Below are 14,129 nucleotides of genomic sequence, written 5' to 3' on the forward strand. Positions count from 1 at the left end.
AAGCTCACCCACGCTCACCCGTGGCGCGACTCGTGCCTGAGCGAAGCGACAAGCACGAGGCGTGACGCGGGTGAGCGTTGGGTGCAGCGCCTTGTTAGCCCTTCGTTACCATTGGATTGGGGTAAAGGTCTGTGATCTTTCCGTCAATTCCTTCTCGATGGCATCGGCAAAACCGCGCCAATCTTGAAATGAGCGGACGCCGTAAACTTTGTCCGCAGATGGATTTTCATCGTCCTTCCGCAAGCAGTCTCTGACTTTGTCGTAAAACTCAATCAGGGTTTGGGTGGTAAATCCGGAAATATTCATCGAGCCGAAGTAGTTCCTGTCTGTTGTCCTTTTTCGTTGTAGGTGTAAATCCAGCTACCCCTTTGGATGTTGACGGAACTGCTCGTGTAACCCTTCAAGCCATCATTAGGACCACTGCCAGCGGATTGGGTGAAAATCTGCTGATTCTTCTCGTTGTATACATAGACCCACGATCCGCGTTGAACTGCATTTGCGATTGCCATTGTGTGTTTTCCTTTCGTGTTTGGTTGTTTTGTTTTTGCCTGCCTAGCGAAGTCAACCCAACGGGCAGGCATTTCATTGGGCTAACGCCGGAGTTAAGCCGCCGCGCGTAGCGCGGTCGGCTTGAACGAATTGTTAGACATCATTTACCAACTGACTTGATGATCTCGCCTTTCACAAAGCGAATAAATTCTTCCAAGTGATCTGCGCGTGAGGCCAAGTGATCTTCTTTTTGTCCCAGATAAGCTTGCTTAGCTTCAAGTAAGACGGGCTGATACTGGGCAGGTAGGCGTTTTATTGCCCAGTCGGCAGCGACATCCTTCGGCGCGATTTTGCCGGTTATTGCGCTGTACCAAATGCGGGACAACGTAAGCACTACATTTCGCTCATCGCCGGCCCAGTCGGGCTGCGAGTTCCATAGCTTCAAGGTTTCCCTCAGCGCCTCGAATAGATCCTGTTCAGGAACCGGGTCAAAGAATTCCTCCGCTGCCGGACCTACCAAGGCAACGCTATGTTCTCTTGCTTTTGTAAGCAGGATAGCTAGATCAATGTCGATCATGGCTGGCTCGAAGATACCCGCAAGAATGTCATTGCGCTGCCATTCTCCAAATTGCAGCTCGCGCTTAGCCGGATAACGCCACGGGATGATGTCGTCATGCACGACAAGGGTGACTTCTATAGCGCGGAGCGTCTCGCTCTCGCCAGGGAAAGCCGAAGCCTCCATAAGGTCATTGAGCAATGCTCGCCGCGTCGTTTCATCAAGCTTTACGGCCACAGTAACCAACAAATCAATATCGCTGTATGGCTTCAGGCCGCCATCCACTGCGGAGCCGTACAAATGCACGGCCAGCAACGTTGATTCCAGATGGCGCTCAATGACGCTTAGCACCTCTGATAGTTGGTTCGAAATTTCGATGGTCACCGCTACCCTCATGATGTCTAACGCCCAGAAATAACCGGCGGCGTAGCCGTCCGGGTTGATTGAAAGGTTAGAACCATGAACGAAGAAAGACACGGTTTTTATGTGGGCGTCAAAAGATGCGGGTGTATTACTGCCACGCTTGTTGATGACTCGACGACGAGACCAAAAGAGATTGCAGATTTCGCACGGGAGATGGAGAAAACGGGCCGCAGAGTGGAGCGCAGAGAATTAACACTGGACGAGTTCAAAGCAGCATTCAAACGCTGCGGATGTGAATCATCTAACGTCGAAATCAGCGGCGCCGAAGGCGTCCGCTGGATTGATTAGTTGGGCGGCAACGCGTCGATAGAGCGAAGGATTGCCCGCGCGATTGCCTCTCTTTTGAAAAGATCATCCGTTCTGTTTGGCGTATCAATATTCAGCGCGAAGAATACGGGACCGGTTGGCCATTCAACCCACCCTATCCACCAGCCAAACCTGCCTTCCCAGCCAGTCTTTGCGCGTAGTATCCAGTTGCGCCCGGCTTCCGTAATCATGAGATATTTGACCAAGCGCTGGTGTTCCACCTGAAATGGCAGCTGATTTCGATAAAGTTTTCTGAGAAACGAAATCTGTTCGTGCGCTGAGATTTCAAGATTGCCATCTATCCAGTAATTGCCCTTAATTGTCGAAGGGTCGGCGTTGCCATAGTCAATTTGCTTTAAATAGCGTCTTGCGTTGTCCTCTCCGATCTCTTTTGCAAATAGCTCATAAACCCAGACCGCAGAATTTCGCATCGCTGATCGCAAGTCTTGGTCTTGATTGTGGCCCGCAAAGCTCCGCTTAACGCCATCCCATCGAAAAACCTGGAACTCATCACGAACGGCGCCTGCATCGAGTGCAAAAAGTGTGTGTGGAAGCTTGAAGGTTGAAGCAGGCGAGTAACGCTTTGCTGCTCGCTCTTGACCAAAAACCAATAAAGCATGCTCCGCTTGACGTTCGTCTGCAATAACGATTGCACCTTCGGCCTGGAGGTCGCTGAAGAACTTCTTCCAGTCAGAACGGACTACCACGTGTTCTTGCGCATGCACGAATGAGGTAAGAAAAAAAGTAGATAGCAGTATGGTGAGGAATCGGATTGCCATTAAGTTTCCTTTGACGCCTAACGGCCCAGGTAAGCCGCCCGCCGTAGGCGGGTCGGCTTGAGCGCCGGGTTAGACCCAAAGCGCAAAAACGAAAGTGACCGCACAGGCCACGGACTACGAAAACAATAGCTGCTTGCGCTTGCTGCACAAGGGCTAGAGGCCAAAAAGGCTTGAAACTGGCGCAACCCACGCAGGCGAAGCCCGAGCGAACGCCAAACACCCAGCGGATAAACGCTTGCGAAGGTAAATGGCGTTTGAATATTCATGGGCTGAAATGGGCAGGAATAAAAAGCAGGCTAACGCCGGAGTTCAGCCGCCGCCGTAGGCGGTCGGCTGCAACGACTTGTTAGCCGTGTTTGCCAATAAAAGGAGAAACCAATGCAATCCGAAGTGATGAAGTTTGACCCTGCAACGGGTGAGCCGAGACCCTATCCTAGCCACGCTGAACAATGGAGGCGATGGCATGGGCATGGTTGTGCATGGCTGTTTAACCCGTGGAGTGGCGAACGGCGTGACGCACGCGATGTTGGTAGCGACATAAATGGACGGCTGATTGCGCCGCACGGAACACTCGGCTCTGATCTTGGAGTTGCCGGAGTGCTGGACAACACGGCTAACGCCCTGAGTTCAGCCGCCGCCGTAGGCGGTCGGCTGCGACGAAATGTTAGGACACAGTGGCGACTTAATATGGGGGCAGTCAAGAGACTCAATGACATTCCATGTGCCCACCAGGGAAAACGGTACATGGACGCCCTGTTTGGTTGTTGATAACTGTTCTTGGATGGCTTGGCGTGTTTTGATTATTAATAATTACACGAGTGGGTTCTGGCATATTTAACATTGACCGCAATTTTAAACATTCTGCGCCCTCTCGACGGTTCTTGTTAGTGATGGTGTTTTTCTCCATATCACACCGTCGTGTTTGTTCTGATACAGAAACATCATAACGAATGCCAGCTTGGGGTGTCTGGCTTTGTACAGGTTGTGGTTGAGCATATTGCTGGTTAATTTGCCGCTCGCGCTGCAAGGCTTGTTGCTGCAATTTTCGATTTTCTGCCTCAAGTGCTTTCAAGCGTTCTTGATAAATTTGTTCGGGATCTTTTTTTTCTTGAATTAAACCACCAGTAGAGCCTGCTTGACAGGGGAGATCAGAAAATACTGTACGCCCATTGACGCTGCATTTGTATACTTGTGCGTACCCCGTTGACATTGAAAGCACAAAAAATATAAAAGACAGGAATTGTCGGTTTTTCATGATATTTGCCACCCTAACGGCCCAGATAAGCCGCCCGCCGTAGGCGGGTCGGCTTGAGCGCAGAGTTAGACCCGAAGGCCAAAAGGGAGCGCCTGGACTTGAGGACGGGCGCGACCCACGAAAAAGCGCTGCGCCACGGAAGCGGCGCAGCGCTGCAAGAATGATAGCTGGTGGCGCTTGACTGGCAAGCGCTAGGGGCCAAAAAGACTGAAAACTTGCCCAACGCATGCAGGCGAAGCCCAGCGGGCAGCCCAAACTCCAAAGGAGAAACCTTTGAGAAAGGCAAAACCTTGGAATTAATAACGGCCTGCATAAAGCGGGTGATGGGACTAACGGCCAAGGTAAGCGGCCCGCAGAATGCGGGTCCGCTTGACCGCAGAGTTAGACCCGAAGGCCAAAAGGAAGCGCCCGGACTTGGACAAGGGCGCAGCCCACGAAAAAGCGTTGGGCCACGAAAGCGGCGCAGTGCTGCGAGAATGATAGCTGGTGGCGCTTGCTGCACAAGCGCTGGAGGCCAAAAAGGCTTGGAAGCCTTTGGAACAGGGCCGAGCGCTGAAATAAGTGGCTGCGCGCATAGAGCGGGTGATGGGACTAACGGCCAAGGTAAGCGGCCCGCAGAATGCGGGTCCGCTTGACCGCAGAGTTAGACCCGAAGGCCGAAAGGAGGCGCCCTGCCTTGAAGAAGGGCGCGGCCCACGAAAAAGCGCTGGGCCACGAGAGCGGCGCAGCGCTGCAAGAATAATAGCTGGTGGCGCTTGGCTGGCAAGCGCTGGAGGCCCAAAAGGCTTGAAAGCCTTTGGAACAGGGCGGAGCGCTGAAATAAGTGGCTGCGCGCATAAAGCGGGTGATGGGACTAACGGACTAGGTAAGCCGCCCGCAGCATGCGGGTCGGCTTGAGCGCCGGGTTAGACCCAAAGCGCAAAAACGAAAGTGACCGCACAGGCCACGGACTACGAAAACAATAGCTGCTTGCGCTTGCTGCACAAGGGCTAGAGGCCAAAAAGGCTTGAAACTGTCGCAACCCACGCAGGCGAAGCCCGAGCGAACGCCAAACACCCAGCGGATAAACGCTTGCGAGGGTAAATGGCGCTTGAATATTCATGGGCTGAAATGAGTAGGAATAAAAAGCAGGCTAACGTTTGACATGAGGGGCGGCCAAGGGCGCCAGCCCTTGGACGTCCCCCTCGATGGAAGGGTTAGGCATCACTGCGTGTTCGCTCGAATGCCTGGCGTGTTTGAACCATGTACACGGCTGGACCATCTGGGGTGGTTACGGTACCTTGCCTCTCAAACCCCGCTTTCTCGTAGCATCGGATCGCTCGCAAGTTGCTCGGCGACGGGTCCGTTTGGATCTTGGTGACCTCGGGATCATTGAACAGCAACTCAACCAGAGCTCGAACCAGCTTGGTTCCCAAGCCTTTGCCCAGTTGTGATGCATTCGCCAGTGACTGGTCTATTCCGCGTACTCCTGGATCGGTTTCTTCTTCCCACCATCCGTCCCCGCTTCCAAGAGCAACGTACGACTGGGCATACCCAATCGGCTCTCCATTCAGCATTGCAATGTATGGAGTGACGGACTCTTGCGCTAAAACGCTTGGCAAGTACTGTTCCTGTACGTCAGCAAGTGTCGGGCGTGCTTCTTCTCCGCCCCACCACTCGACAATATGAGATCGATTTAGCCACTCATAGAGCATCGCAAGGTCATGCTCAGTCATGAGGCGCAGTGTGACGGAATCGTTGCTGTTGGTCACGATGCTGTACTTTGTGATGCCTAACGGGCGAGGTAAGCCGACCGCAGAATGCGGGTCGGCTTGACCGAAATGTTAGAGCCAGAAGCCAAAACGGGTAACCGTAACTTGACGACGGGCGCGAACTGCGGAAAAGCACTGCGCCACCGAGGCGGCGCAGCGCTTGCAAAACAATAGCTGCTTGCGCTTGCTACGCAAGGGCTGGAGGCCAAAAAGACCATAAACCGACGCAAAGCCAACAGGCGAAGCCCGGAGAAACGGCAAGCCAAGCGCTGAACAGCGCTTGAGAAACTGAATGCCGTTTGAATAAACATGGGCTAAATAAAGCGGTGGTTTCTTTGGGACTAACGGCCAAGGTAAGCCGCCCGCCGCAGGCGGGTCGGCTTGAACGCAGAGTTAGACCCGAAGGCCAAAAGGGAGCGCCCTGCCTTGAAGAAGGGCGCGGCCCACGAAAAACCGCTGGGCCACGGAAGCGACGCAGCGCTGCAAGAAGGATAGCTGGTGGCGCTTGCTGCACAAGCGCTGGGGGCCCAAAAGGCAGATAAGCCTTTTGAACAGGGCCGAGCGCTGAAATAAGTGGCTGCGCGCATAAAGCGGGTGATGGGACTAACACCTGAGTTAAGCCGCGCCGCGAAGCGGCGTCGGCTTGAATGAATTGTTAGGCGACAACATGGGTGGCGAACCGCAACCGATTGCCGTCCGGGTCCGTGACAACCATTTCTCTGGAACCCCACGGTGTGTCTTGTGGAGCCTCAGTTGGCTTGATGCCGCCCGCGCTGAAGAGGCGGAAGCACTCATCAACGTCAGGCACAACGAAATAGACGGCACCACCCACCTCACAGTCCCCCGTGTGCTCGGTCACGAAGATCGTTTGATCGTTCCTGGTTAGTTGCAGGAAGAGTGGGAAGCCAGGATCGAACTGATGCTGCCAGTCAACCTTGAAGCCAAGGCCTTGCACGTAGAACGGCAAGCTAGCGGCAGCGCTGATGATCCTAAGCTGGGGTATGACTGTTTGAGTCACGATGATCTCTCCTTGCCGCCTAACGAACGAGGTAAGCCGGCCGCCGAAGGCGGATCGGCTTGACCGCCGGGTTAGACCCGACGGGGTTTGAAAAAGCGCTGCGCACCCGCGAAACGCTACCAAAGAAAGAGCTGCTAGCGCACGCGGGACGGGCGCTAGAGGCCAAAAAGGCTTGAAACCCGCGCAGTGATTGCAGGCGAAGCCCGGCGCAACGGCCAAACCCCAAAGGCCGAACCTTTGCGATGGGCAAAACGCTGGAATAAATGCGGGCCTGCATAAATGGATTTTGGAGCGGGCTAACGCCTGAAATCAGGCGACCCGCGAAGCGGGTTCGCCTGCATTGAATTGTTAGGTTGCACACTAAGGAGATTGAAATGCAAACACAACATACGCCGGGGCCGTGGCGGTATTGCAAGACGAACGGATCGCCAACGCACGGAGAGCATGTGATTGCCGGAGCAAAGCCGGGTTATCTGGCAGAAGTACGCGATTGCGGAAGTGGTGACGTTGGTGCAAACGCCAGGCTTATAGCGGCTGCGCCGGAATTGTTTGAAGCGCTGGTCGAGTTGCGCGACTGGTACACCGAACACACGGGGTTGCCGGCTGCTGCTGCAAATGCCGCGATAGCTAAGGCTGTGCAACCTAACGGGCGAGGTAAGCCGACCGCAGAATGCGGGTCGGCTTGACCGAAATGTTAGAACCAGAAGCCAAAATGGGTAGCCATGATTTGGCGACGGGCACGAACTGCGAAAAAGCGCTGCGCCACCGAGGCAGCACAGCGCTTGCAAAACACAACGCCAGCAGGCGAAGCCCGGAGAAACGGCAAACCCAGCGCTGAACAACGCTTGAGAAACTGAATGCCGTTTGAATAAACATGGGCTAAATAAATTGGTTTTCAGTGGTGCTAACTAGAATTAGACGACAGCGATTTTAGCGGCGGATGTCGGAATGTACAACACGTTTCGTAACATTCACAGGCGAATCCTATCACGTCACCGTTTAGCCAAACCTAATATTTTGCGGATCAGACTGCGAAGTCTGAAAAAAAAACCGCCCGAAGGCGGTCTCTTGCACGAAGACGGGCGGCAGGGCGCTTACGCCGACGCCACCTCAATCCCCTTGAACTCCCCCGTGGCAATGCGCTTCTGCCATTCGGCCGGCCCGGTGATATGGGCGCTGGTGCCACCGGCGTCCACGGCCACGGTGACGGGCATATCCACCACGTCGAATTCGTAGATGGCTTCCATGCCCAGGTCTTCAAAGCCGACTACCTTGGCGGCCTTGATGGCCTTGCTGACCAGGTAGGCGGCGCCGCCCACGGCCATCAGATAGGCCGATTTGTGCTGCTTGATGCTCTCGATGGCGACGGGGCCGCGTTCGGCCTTGCCTATCATGGCGATCAGGCCGGTCTGCTCCAGCATCATGTCGGTGAACTTGTCCATGCGCGTGGCGGTGGTGGGGCCGGCGGGGCCCACGGCCTCGTCACGCACGGGATCGACCGGGCCGACGTAGTAGATGACGCGGTTGGTGAAGTCCACCGGCAGCTTTTCGCCCTTGGCCAGCATGTCCTGGATGCGCTTGTGCGCGGCGTCGCGGCCGGTGAGCATCTTGCCGTTCAAGAGCAGGGTGTCGCCGGGCTTCCAGCTGGCGACTTCTTCCTTCGTCAGCTTGTTCAAGTCCACGCGCTTGCTCTTGTTGTAGTCGGGCTCCCAGTCGATCTTGGGCCACAGATCCAGGCTGGGCGCCTCCAGGTACACGGGGCCGCTGCCGTCCATGACGAAGTGCGCGTGGCGCGTGGCGGCGCAGTTGGGGATCATGGCCACGGGCTTGCTGGCGGCGTGCGTGGGGTACATCTTGATCTTGATGTCCAGTACCGTGGAAAGCCCGCCCAGGCCCTGCGCGCCAATGCCGAGGGCGTTGACCTTCTCGTACAGCTCCAGGCGCAGTTCCTCCACCTGGGTCAGCTTTTCGCCGCGGCGCGACTTGGCCTGCAGCTCGTACATGTCCAGGTCTTCCATCAGGCTTTCCTTGGCCAGCAGCACGGCCTTTTCTGCCGTGCCGCCTATGCCAATGCCCAGCATGCCGGGCGGGCACCAGCCGGCGCCCATGGTGGGCACGGTCTTCAGCACCCAGTCCACCAGGCTGTCGCTGGGGTTCATCATGATCATCTTGGACTTGTTCTCGCTGCCGCCACCCTTGGCGGCCACGGTCACGTCCAGCTTGTCGCCGGGCACGATCTGCACGTTGATGACGGCAGGGGTGTTGTCCTTGGTGTTCTTGCGCGCAAAGTGCGGGTCGGCGACAACGCTGGCGCGCAGCGTGTTGTCCGGATGGTTGTAGCCGCGGCGCACGCCTTCGTTGACGGCGTCTTCCAGGCTCTGGTCGGCGGCAAAGCCTTCAAAGCGCACATTCATGCCGATTTTCAGGAAGACGTTGACGATGCCCGTGTCCTGGCAGATGGGGCGGTGGCCGGTGGCGCTCATCTTGCTGTTGGTGAGGATCTGCGCCATGGCGTCCTTGGCGGCGGGCGATTGCTCGCGCTCGTAGGCGCGCGCCAGATGCTCGATGTAGTCGGCCGGGTGGTAGTAGGAGATGTACTGCAGCGCTGCAGCTACGGACTCCACAAGGTCGTTGTAACGGATGGTCGTGGTCATGTAGGCAGAGGGGTGGGGTGAAACAAATGCGGGGATTATCGCCCCCGAGCTTGCATGGGGCTTATGCAGGAGCATGCGTGGGGGCATGGGTACCCATGCTGCGGTAGCTGGCGTGTCTTTGCCTGCGCCGACGATTGGGGTGAAATGGGCCAGCATTGCCTTGGGCCCGCCACGAAAGGACTACCGCCATGACCAGCAACACCCGCCAGGAGCGCGACACCTTCGGCCCGATTGACGTGCCCGCCGACCGGCTGTGGGGCGCGCAGACGCAGCGCTCGCTGCTGAACTTCGACATCTCGGGCGAGCGCCAGCCGCGCGAGCTCATCCACGCCCTGGCCCGGGTCAAGCGCGCCTCGGCGCGCGTCAACCATGCGCTGGGCCTGCTGGAGGCGCGCAAGCAGGCGGCCATAGTGGCCGCGGCCGACGAGGTGATTGCCGGCCAGCATGCGCAAGAGTTTCCGCTGGTGGTGTGGCAGACGGGATCGGGCACGCAGACCAACATGAATGTCAACGAGGTGCTGGCCAATCGCGCCAGCGAGCTCATGGGCGGCCCGCGCGGCCAGGCGCGCCTGGTGCACCCGAATGACGATGTGAACAAGAGCCAGTCGAGCAACGATGTCTTCCCCACGGCCATGCATGTGGCGGCGGTGCAGGCCATTGCCGAGCGGCTGCTGCCGGCCCTGGCCCTGCTGCGCGCCACGCTGCACGCCAAGGCCCAGGCGTTTGACGACATCGTGAAAATTGGCCGCACCCATTTGCAGGACGCCACGCCGCTGACGCTGGGGCAGGAGTTCTCGGGCTGGGTGGCGCAGCTGGCGCATGCCGAGCGCCATGTGCGCGATGCGCTGCCGCACCTGTGCGAGCTGGCACTGGGCGGCACGGCCGTGGGCACGGGGCTGAATGCGCCGCCGGGCTATGCCGATCAGGTGGCCGCCGACCTGGCGGCGCAGACCGGGCTGCCGTTCGTCACCTCGCCAAATAAGTTCGAGTCGCTGGCCAGCTGCGATGCGCTGGTGGCCGCGCATGGCGCCCTGAAAACCCTGGCCGCCAGCCTGATGAAGATTGCCAACGACGTGCGCTGGCTGGCCAGCGGGCCGCGCAGCGGCATTGGCGAGATCACTATCCCCGAGAATGAGCCGGGCTCCAGCATCATGCCCGGCAAGGTCAACCCCACGCAGTGCGAGGCCCTGACCATGCTGGCCGCGCAGGTGCTGGGCAACGATGTGGCCATCAACGTGGGGGGGAGCAGCGGCAACTTCGAGCTGAACGTGTTCCGCCCCATGGTGGCGCACAACTTTCTGCAAAGCGTGCGCCTGCTGGCCGATGGCATGAAGAGCTTCAACGACCATTGCGCCGTGGGCATTGAGCCCAACCGCGCGCGCATTGCCGAGCTGGTGGAGCAGTCGCTGATGCTGGTGACGGCGCTCAACACCCACATCGGCTACGACAAGGCCGCGCAGATCGCCAAGAAGGCGCATCAGGACGGCAGCAGCCTGCGCCAGGCGGCGTTGGCCCTGGGCCATGTCACGGCGGCGCAGTTCGACGAATGGGTGGTGCCGGGGAAGATGGTGGGGCGGTGAGTGCTGGCGCTTGATGGTGCAAGGCGTTTCTTTGGCGCGGCAGTCACTCCCTCTCCCGCGTGCGGGAGAGGGTTGGGGTGAGGGTGGCAAGGACGGACGCCGCAGCCAATCACCCCCTCACCCCCGCCCTCTCCCCCAAGGGGGCGAGGGAGTAAAAGCCAAAGTGATATGTTGCGCCCGCCCATACAGCGCGAAGCGCTATCAAAAAAGTAGGTCGAGGTGCGCCTCAGCCCCCCGTCTTGCCCTCGTCCGCAGCCTGATCCACCAGGGTTTGCAGGCCGGCGGCGTCATGCACCTCCACGCCACGCGGGCGCACGCTGATCAGGCCTTGTTGTTCCAGCCATTTCAGCTCCACGTTCACGCGCTGGCGCGAGCCGCCGAGCAGGCCGGCCAGCTCGTCCTGCGTCAGTGACAGGCCCAGGGGACGGCTCGCCTGGGGTTCGGCGTAGGGGGCGCCAAAGCGCTCCAGCAGATGCAGCAATTGCTTGGCCAGGCGCGCGCGCAGCGGCATGGTGGCCACGTCTTCCATCATGGTGTAGAGCGAGCGCATGCTCCACGCCTGCAGCGTGAGCAGGGCCTCGCCGAACGTCGGGTGCTGCTGCAGCAGCGAGCGCAGCGCCGTCTCCGGCACGCTCAGCAGCGTGGTCGGGCCATGGGCATGGGCCTCGTAGGTGCAGGGGCGGCCGTAGAGCACCTCGGCCTCGCCCACCCAGACGCCCGGCTCCACATAGGCCAGCGTGACCTGCTTGCCCGCCGGCGTGGTGCGCCGAAAGCGCAGCGCGCCGCTGGCGCAGGTGAACCAGTCGCGCATGGTCTGGCCTTGCTCGACGATGGCCTCGCCATGCGCGTGGCGCGTGACGCGGCCCAGGCGCAGGATGTCGTGGCGCAGCGATGGCGTGAGGGCGGCAAACCAGGGGCTGCGACCAATGGCTTCGCGCTCCCGGGCGGTCAGCAGCGGGCGTTGAGACTGGGCATCGGGACTGGGGCGCAGGGTGGCGTTCATGGGCAGGCAGGCGGCGCGGTGACTGACTGCTCATTTTAGGCCGGGCTTGCATATGCGCCATTGCCGTGGCGCAAGGCCTGGCTTGCCGCGGCCGCCTGTCAATGCGCGACGGCCCGGGCCTGCTGCAGCCAGCCGTCAAAGGTCTTCTGATGCGCCTTGATCCAGGCGTTCACATGGCGCTCGATGTCGGCGGCCTGGTTCTGACCCTGGCTCATCAAATGGTTTTGCGCGTTGATGTCGGCCACGGGCAGGCGCATCACTTCAAACAGCCTGGCGGCGGCCGGGTTCTTCTCGGCCCAGGCCTTGTTGGCGACGATCTGCTGGCTGTTCACGACGAAGCCGTAGTTCTTGCCGTTGGGCAGCTGGGTGTTGCTGCCCTTTTGTTCGCCAGGCAGTGAGGAGAACGGCACCTCCAGCCAGACCACATCCTTGCCGGGTTTGAGTTCATTGCTGACCCAGTACGGCGTCCAGGTGTAGTACAGCACCGGCTTGCCGGCCTTGAAGCGCGTGATGGTGTCGGCGATCAGCGCCGAGTAGCTGCCCTGGTTGTGCGTGACGGTGGGGCGCAGGCCGTAGGCGTCCAGCTGGTGCTCGATCACCGCCTCGCAGCCCCAGCCCGGGTTGCAGCCGGTGAGATCCGCCTTGCCGTCGCCATTGGTGTCGAACAGCGCGGCGATCTTCGGGTCCTTGAGCTGGGCGATGTTGCTGATGCGGTGCGCGTCGGCCGTCTTCTTGTCGATCAGATAGCCCTGGGCGGCGTTGCCCGAGTAGACGCCCTTGCGAAACAGCTTGGCGTCGCCACCCGCGTTCTTGTAGTAGTCGGCGTGCAGCGGGTTCCAGTGGTCGGCCAGAAAGGTGGCGTCGCCCTGGGCGATGGCGATATGCGCCGTGGGGTACTCGACCTCCTTGATCGGCTGCACGTCGTAGCCGAGTTGTTCCAGGCCCTTCATCACCAGCAGGGTCTGAAAGGTTTCCTCGGCAATGGAGCTTTTCAGCGGCAGCACTGTCACGCCCTTGCCGGGCAGCGCCTGGGCTTGAGCGCCCAGGGTCAGCAGGGCAAGGCTGGTGGCGGCGGCCAGTTGGCGCAGAACTTGGGGCAGGTGTGGCATGTGAATCTCCTGAGTGAAAATTTTGGATAAAAATGGGCTGTAGCACTTGTGTATCAAGCGCGGATAGCTATGGTTTTATTGTTTCTTGGTGCGCTTGCGCAGCAGCAGGCCCAGCGGCCCGCCGTGCCACCAGCGCTGGCCGCCACGGCGCGGCTCGCCCATGGCCTGGGTGATGCGGTCGAGCACGATGGCCAGCAGCACTATCCCTAAGCCGCCGACGGTGGCCAGCCCCATGTCCAGCCGGCCGATGCCGCGCAGCACCATCTGCCCCAGGCCGCCGACGGCGATCATCGAGGCGATGACCACCATGGACAGACTGAGCATCAGCGTCTGGTTGATGCCGGCCATGATGGACGGCATGGCCAGCGGTAGCTGCACCTTGAGCAGCAACTGCGTGGGTGAGGCGCCATAGGCGCGGCTGGCCTCGACCAGGTCCGGCCGCACTTGGCGCAGACCCAGATTGGTCAGGCGCACCAGCGGCGGCAGCGCAAACACGATGGTGACGATGACGCCGGGCACGTTGCCGATGCCAAACAGCATCACGACCGGCACCAGATAGACGAAGGCCGGCGTGGTCTGCATGGCGTCCAGCAGCGGACGCATCCAGCGCTGGGCGCGGTCGCTGCTCGCCAGCCAGATGCCCAGCGGCAGGCCGATCACCACGCAGAACAGCAGCGAGGTGAGCACCAGCGCCAGCGTGACCATGGCATCGGGCCAGATGCCCAGCAACACCACGGCGGCGAGCGAGATGGCGCTGGCGACGGCCAGTGCGCGGCCGGCGAATTGCCAGGCCAGCAGCGTGATGAGGAGCACCATCACCGGCCAGGGCAGGGCCAGCAGCGCGTCGGTGATGCCGCTGAGCGTGGCGTCGATGGGCGCGCGCACGGTCTGGAAGAAGGGGCGAAAGTGCTCCACCAGCCAGGCCAGGCCGTCGTTGATCCAGCCTTGCACGGGCAGGCCGTCGCTGCCGAGCTGCTGCCACAGGCCGGCCAGGCCGGTGCTGGCGTCATCGCCGCCGGCTGGCGCGGGCGCGGCACCCGACAGCCAGTCGCTGGCGTTAGCGGCATCGGTGGTGGCATCGCTGGCGCCAGTGCTCCAGGGGTCGGGCGCGCTGGCGGTGTCGGCTGGGGCGGTGCTTGCGGCCCAGGGGTCGTCCTGGGGCGGGGTGTTGGTGGCTAGGGGGTTGTGTTGGTTCTCGTTCATAGG

At 59.9% G+C, this 14,129-nt stretch carries 22 protein-coding genes; 3 read left to right on the top strand and 19 right to left on the bottom strand.

Going from position 1 to position 14,129, the window contains the following annotated elements; translation table 11 throughout:
- Positions 1 to 105: 105 nt before the first annotated feature.
- Positions 106 to 306, bottom strand: a complete 201-nt coding sequence (locus P4826_RS18100) for a hypothetical protein (protein WP_317701738.1) — start codon at positions 304 to 306, stop codon at positions 106 to 108.
- Between the two features lie 343 nt (positions 307 to 649).
- On the bottom strand, positions 650 to 1,441 hold the full coding sequence (locus tag P4826_RS18105) for an ANT(3'')-Ia family aminoglycoside nucleotidyltransferase AadA2 (RefSeq protein ID WP_001261740.1): 792 nt from the start codon (positions 1,439 to 1,441) through the stop codon (positions 650 to 652).
- A gap of 63 nt (positions 1,442 to 1,504) precedes the next feature.
- Between P4826_RS18105 and P4826_RS18110 the strand changes: the two genes are divergently transcribed.
- The gene (locus tag P4826_RS18110) at positions 1,505 to 1,756 is read left to right on the top strand and encodes a hypothetical protein (protein WP_317701739.1); all 252 of its coding nucleotides are present in this window, start codon (positions 1,505 to 1,507) and stop codon (positions 1,754 to 1,756) included.
- On the opposite strand, the gene P4826_RS18115 is transcribed toward P4826_RS18110, so the two are convergent.
- The 12 genes from P4826_RS18115 to P4826_RS18165 all read right to left on the bottom strand — a co-directional run bounded on the left by P4826_RS18115 (position 1,753) and on the right by P4826_RS18165 (position 6,854).
- Positions 1,753 to 2,553: an OXA-46 family oxacillin-hydrolyzing class D beta-lactamase OXA-205 gene (locus P4826_RS18115; RefSeq protein ID WP_063861588.1), complete on the bottom strand. Its 801-nt coding sequence runs from the start codon at positions 2,551 to 2,553 to the stop codon at positions 1,753 to 1,755. The two genes, P4826_RS18110 and P4826_RS18115, sit on opposite strands and share 4 nt — an antisense overlap.
- A gap of 17 nt (positions 2,554 to 2,570) precedes the next feature.
- Positions 2,571 to 2,819, bottom strand: a complete 249-nt coding sequence (locus P4826_RS18120; protein ID WP_317701740.1) for a DUF1010 domain-containing protein — start codon at positions 2,817 to 2,819, stop codon at positions 2,571 to 2,573.
- A 440-nt stretch (positions 2,820 to 3,259) separates the two neighbouring features.
- Complete coding sequence (locus tag P4826_RS18125) at positions 3,260 to 3,808, bottom strand: DUF4124 domain-containing protein (protein WP_317701741.1); 549 nt, start codon at positions 3,806 to 3,808, stop codon at positions 3,260 to 3,262.
- A 13-nt stretch (positions 3,809 to 3,821) separates the two neighbouring features.
- Entirely contained in the window at positions 3,822 to 4,121 is a 300-nt protein-coding gene (locus P4826_RS18130) for a DUF1010 domain-containing protein (protein WP_317701742.1), read from the bottom strand.
- 16 nt (positions 4,122 to 4,137) lie between these two features.
- Positions 4,138 to 4,383, bottom strand: a complete 246-nt coding sequence (locus tag P4826_RS18135; protein ID WP_317701743.1) for a DUF1010 domain-containing protein — start codon at positions 4,381 to 4,383, stop codon at positions 4,138 to 4,140.
- A 16-nt stretch (positions 4,384 to 4,399) separates the two neighbouring features.
- Entirely contained in the window at positions 4,400 to 4,645 is a 246-nt protein-coding gene (locus P4826_RS19750; RefSeq protein ID WP_317701744.1) for a DUF1010 domain-containing protein, read from the bottom strand.
- 16 nt (positions 4,646 to 4,661) lie between these two features.
- A complete protein-coding gene (locus P4826_RS19685) occupies positions 4,662 to 4,910 on the bottom strand; it encodes a DUF1010 domain-containing protein (protein ID WP_345785526.1) in 249 nt (82 codons plus the stop codon).
- 94 nt (positions 4,911 to 5,004) lie between these two features.
- Entirely contained in the window at positions 5,005 to 5,559 is a 555-nt protein-coding gene (locus P4826_RS18145; RefSeq protein ID WP_003159191.1) for an aminoglycoside N-acetyltransferase AAC(6')-Ib4, read from the bottom strand.
- A gap of 20 nt (positions 5,560 to 5,579) precedes the next feature.
- Positions 5,580 to 5,870, bottom strand: a complete 291-nt coding sequence (locus P4826_RS18150; RefSeq protein WP_317701745.1) for a DUF1010 domain-containing protein — start codon at positions 5,868 to 5,870, stop codon at positions 5,580 to 5,582.
- 30 nt (positions 5,871 to 5,900) lie between these two features.
- Positions 5,901 to 6,146, bottom strand: a complete 246-nt coding sequence (locus tag P4826_RS18155) for a DUF1010 domain-containing protein (protein WP_317701746.1) — start codon at positions 6,144 to 6,146, stop codon at positions 5,901 to 5,903.
- A gap of 68 nt (positions 6,147 to 6,214) precedes the next feature.
- The gene (locus P4826_RS18160) at positions 6,215 to 6,577 is read right to left on the bottom strand and encodes a bleomycin resistance protein (protein ID WP_317701747.1); all 363 of its coding nucleotides are present in this window, start codon (positions 6,575 to 6,577) and stop codon (positions 6,215 to 6,217) included.
- Between the two features lie 19 nt (positions 6,578 to 6,596).
- Positions 6,597 to 6,854 (bottom strand): DUF1010 domain-containing protein, encoded by a 258-nt coding sequence (locus P4826_RS18165; protein WP_136828633.1) that lies wholly within the window; start codon positions 6,852 to 6,854, stop codon positions 6,597 to 6,599.
- A 97-nt stretch (positions 6,855 to 6,951) separates the two neighbouring features.
- Between P4826_RS18165 and P4826_RS18170 the strand changes: the two genes are divergently transcribed.
- Positions 6,952 to 7,263, top strand: coding sequence for a hypothetical protein (locus tag P4826_RS18170; RefSeq protein WP_317703810.1), 312 nt, complete (start codon positions 6,952 to 6,954; stop codon positions 7,261 to 7,263).
- On the opposite strand, the gene P4826_RS18175 is transcribed toward P4826_RS18170, so the two are convergent.
- Both P4826_RS18175 and P4826_RS18180 read right to left on the bottom strand, forming a co-directional pair.
- Positions 7,220 to 7,453, bottom strand: a complete 234-nt coding sequence (locus tag P4826_RS18175) for a DUF1010 domain-containing protein (RefSeq protein WP_317701748.1) — start codon at positions 7,451 to 7,453, stop codon at positions 7,220 to 7,222. The genes P4826_RS18170 and P4826_RS18175 overlap by 44 nt on opposite strands.
- Positions 7,454 to 7,671: 218 nt before the next feature.
- Complete coding sequence (locus tag P4826_RS18180; RefSeq protein ID WP_317701749.1) at positions 7,672 to 9,231, bottom strand: fumarate hydratase; 1,560 nt, start codon at positions 9,229 to 9,231, stop codon at positions 7,672 to 7,674.
- A gap of 188 nt (positions 9,232 to 9,419) precedes the next feature.
- On the opposite strand from P4826_RS18180, the gene fumC reads away from it, so the two are divergent.
- Positions 9,420 to 10,811 (top strand): class II fumarate hydratase, encoded by a 1,392-nt coding sequence (gene fumC / locus P4826_RS18185; RefSeq protein ID WP_317701750.1) that lies wholly within the window; start codon positions 9,420 to 9,422, stop codon positions 10,809 to 10,811.
- Between the two features lie 226 nt (positions 10,812 to 11,037).
- On the opposite strand, the gene P4826_RS18190 is transcribed toward fumC, so the two are convergent.
- From P4826_RS18190 to proW, 3 genes are all read right to left on the bottom strand, one after another.
- Complete coding sequence (locus P4826_RS18190; RefSeq protein WP_317701751.1) at positions 11,038 to 11,814, bottom strand: Crp/Fnr family transcriptional regulator; 777 nt, start codon at positions 11,812 to 11,814, stop codon at positions 11,038 to 11,040.
- A gap of 98 nt (positions 11,815 to 11,912) precedes the next feature.
- A complete protein-coding gene (gene proX, locus P4826_RS18195) occupies positions 11,913 to 12,923 on the bottom strand; it encodes a glycine betaine/L-proline ABC transporter substrate-binding protein ProX (RefSeq protein WP_317701752.1) in 1,011 nt (336 codons plus the stop codon).
- A 75-nt stretch (positions 12,924 to 12,998) separates the two neighbouring features.
- Positions 12,999 to 14,126 carry a glycine betaine/L-proline ABC transporter permease ProW gene (gene proW / locus P4826_RS18200; protein WP_317701753.1) on the bottom strand — a complete coding sequence of 376 codons (1,128 nt, stop codon included), beginning with the start codon at positions 14,124 to 14,126 and terminating at the stop codon, positions 12,999 to 13,001.
- Positions 14,127 to 14,129: the final 3 nt, after the last annotated feature.

Source organism: Diaphorobacter limosus (assembly GCF_033100095.1).
Taxonomy (GTDB): domain Bacteria; phylum Pseudomonadota; class Gammaproteobacteria; order Burkholderiales; family Burkholderiaceae_C; genus Alicycliphilus; species Alicycliphilus limosus.

Coding starts and splice junctions, on each gene's coding strand:
- P4826_RS18100 (WP_317701738.1), bottom strand. CDS start 306: ATGAATATTTCCGGATTTACCACCCAAACCCTGATTGAGTTTTACGAC.
- P4826_RS18105 (WP_001261740.1), bottom strand. CDS start 1,441: ATGAGGGTAGCGGTGACCATCGAAATTTCGAACCAACTATCAGAGGTG.
- P4826_RS18110 (WP_317701739.1), top strand. CDS start 1,505: ATGAACGAAGAAAGACACGGTTTTTATGTGGGCGTCAAAAGATGCGGG.
- P4826_RS18115 (WP_063861588.1), bottom strand. CDS start 2,553: ATGGCAATCCGATTCCTCACCATACTGCTATCTACTTTTTTTCTTACC.
- P4826_RS18120 (WP_317701740.1), bottom strand. CDS start 2,819: ATGAATATTCAAACGCCATTTACCTTCGCAAGCGTTTATCCGCTGGGT.
- P4826_RS18125 (WP_317701741.1), bottom strand. CDS start 3,808: ATGAAAAACCGACAATTCCTGTCTTTTATATTTTTTGTGCTTTCAATG.
- P4826_RS18130 (WP_317701742.1), bottom strand. CDS start 4,121: ATGCAGGCCGTTATTAATTCCAAGGTTTTGCCTTTCTCAAAGGTTTCT.
- P4826_RS18135 (WP_317701743.1), bottom strand. CDS start 4,383: ATGCGCGCAGCCACTTATTTCAGCGCTCGGCCCTGTTCCAAAGGCTTC.
- P4826_RS19750 (WP_317701744.1), bottom strand. CDS start 4,645: ATGCGCGCAGCCACTTATTTCAGCGCTCCGCCCTGTTCCAAAGGCTTT.
- P4826_RS19685 (WP_345785526.1), bottom strand. CDS start 4,910: ATGAATATTCAAGCGCCATTTACCCTCGCAAGCGTTTATCCGCTGGGT.
- P4826_RS18150 (WP_317701745.1), bottom strand. CDS start 5,870: ATGTTTATTCAAACGGCATTCAGTTTCTCAAGCGCTGTTCAGCGCTTG.
- P4826_RS18155 (WP_317701746.1), bottom strand. CDS start 6,146: ATGCGCGCAGCCACTTATTTCAGCGCTCGGCCCTGTTCAAAAGGCTTA.
- P4826_RS18165 (WP_136828633.1), bottom strand. CDS start 6,854: ATGCAGGCCCGCATTTATTCCAGCGTTTTGCCCATCGCAAAGGTTCGG.
- P4826_RS18170 (WP_317703810.1), top strand. CDS start 6,952: ATGCAAACACAACATACGCCGGGGCCGTGGCGGTATTGCAAGACGAAC.
- P4826_RS18175 (WP_317701748.1), bottom strand. CDS start 7,453: ATGTTTATTCAAACGGCATTCAGTTTCTCAAGCGTTGTTCAGCGCTGG.
- P4826_RS18180 (WP_317701749.1), bottom strand. CDS start 9,231: ATGACCACGACCATCCGTTACAACGACCTTGTGGAGTCCGTAGCTGCA.
- fumC (WP_317701750.1), top strand. CDS start 9,420: ATGACCAGCAACACCCGCCAGGAGCGCGACACCTTCGGCCCGATTGAC.
- P4826_RS18190 (WP_317701751.1), bottom strand. CDS start 11,814: ATGAACGCCACCCTGCGCCCCAGTCCCGATGCCCAGTCTCAACGCCCG.
- proX (WP_317701752.1), bottom strand. CDS start 12,923: ATGCCACACCTGCCCCAAGTTCTGCGCCAACTGGCCGCCGCCACCAGC.
- proW (WP_317701753.1), bottom strand. CDS start 14,126: ATGAACGAGAACCAACACAACCCCCTAGCCACCAACACCCCGCCCCAG.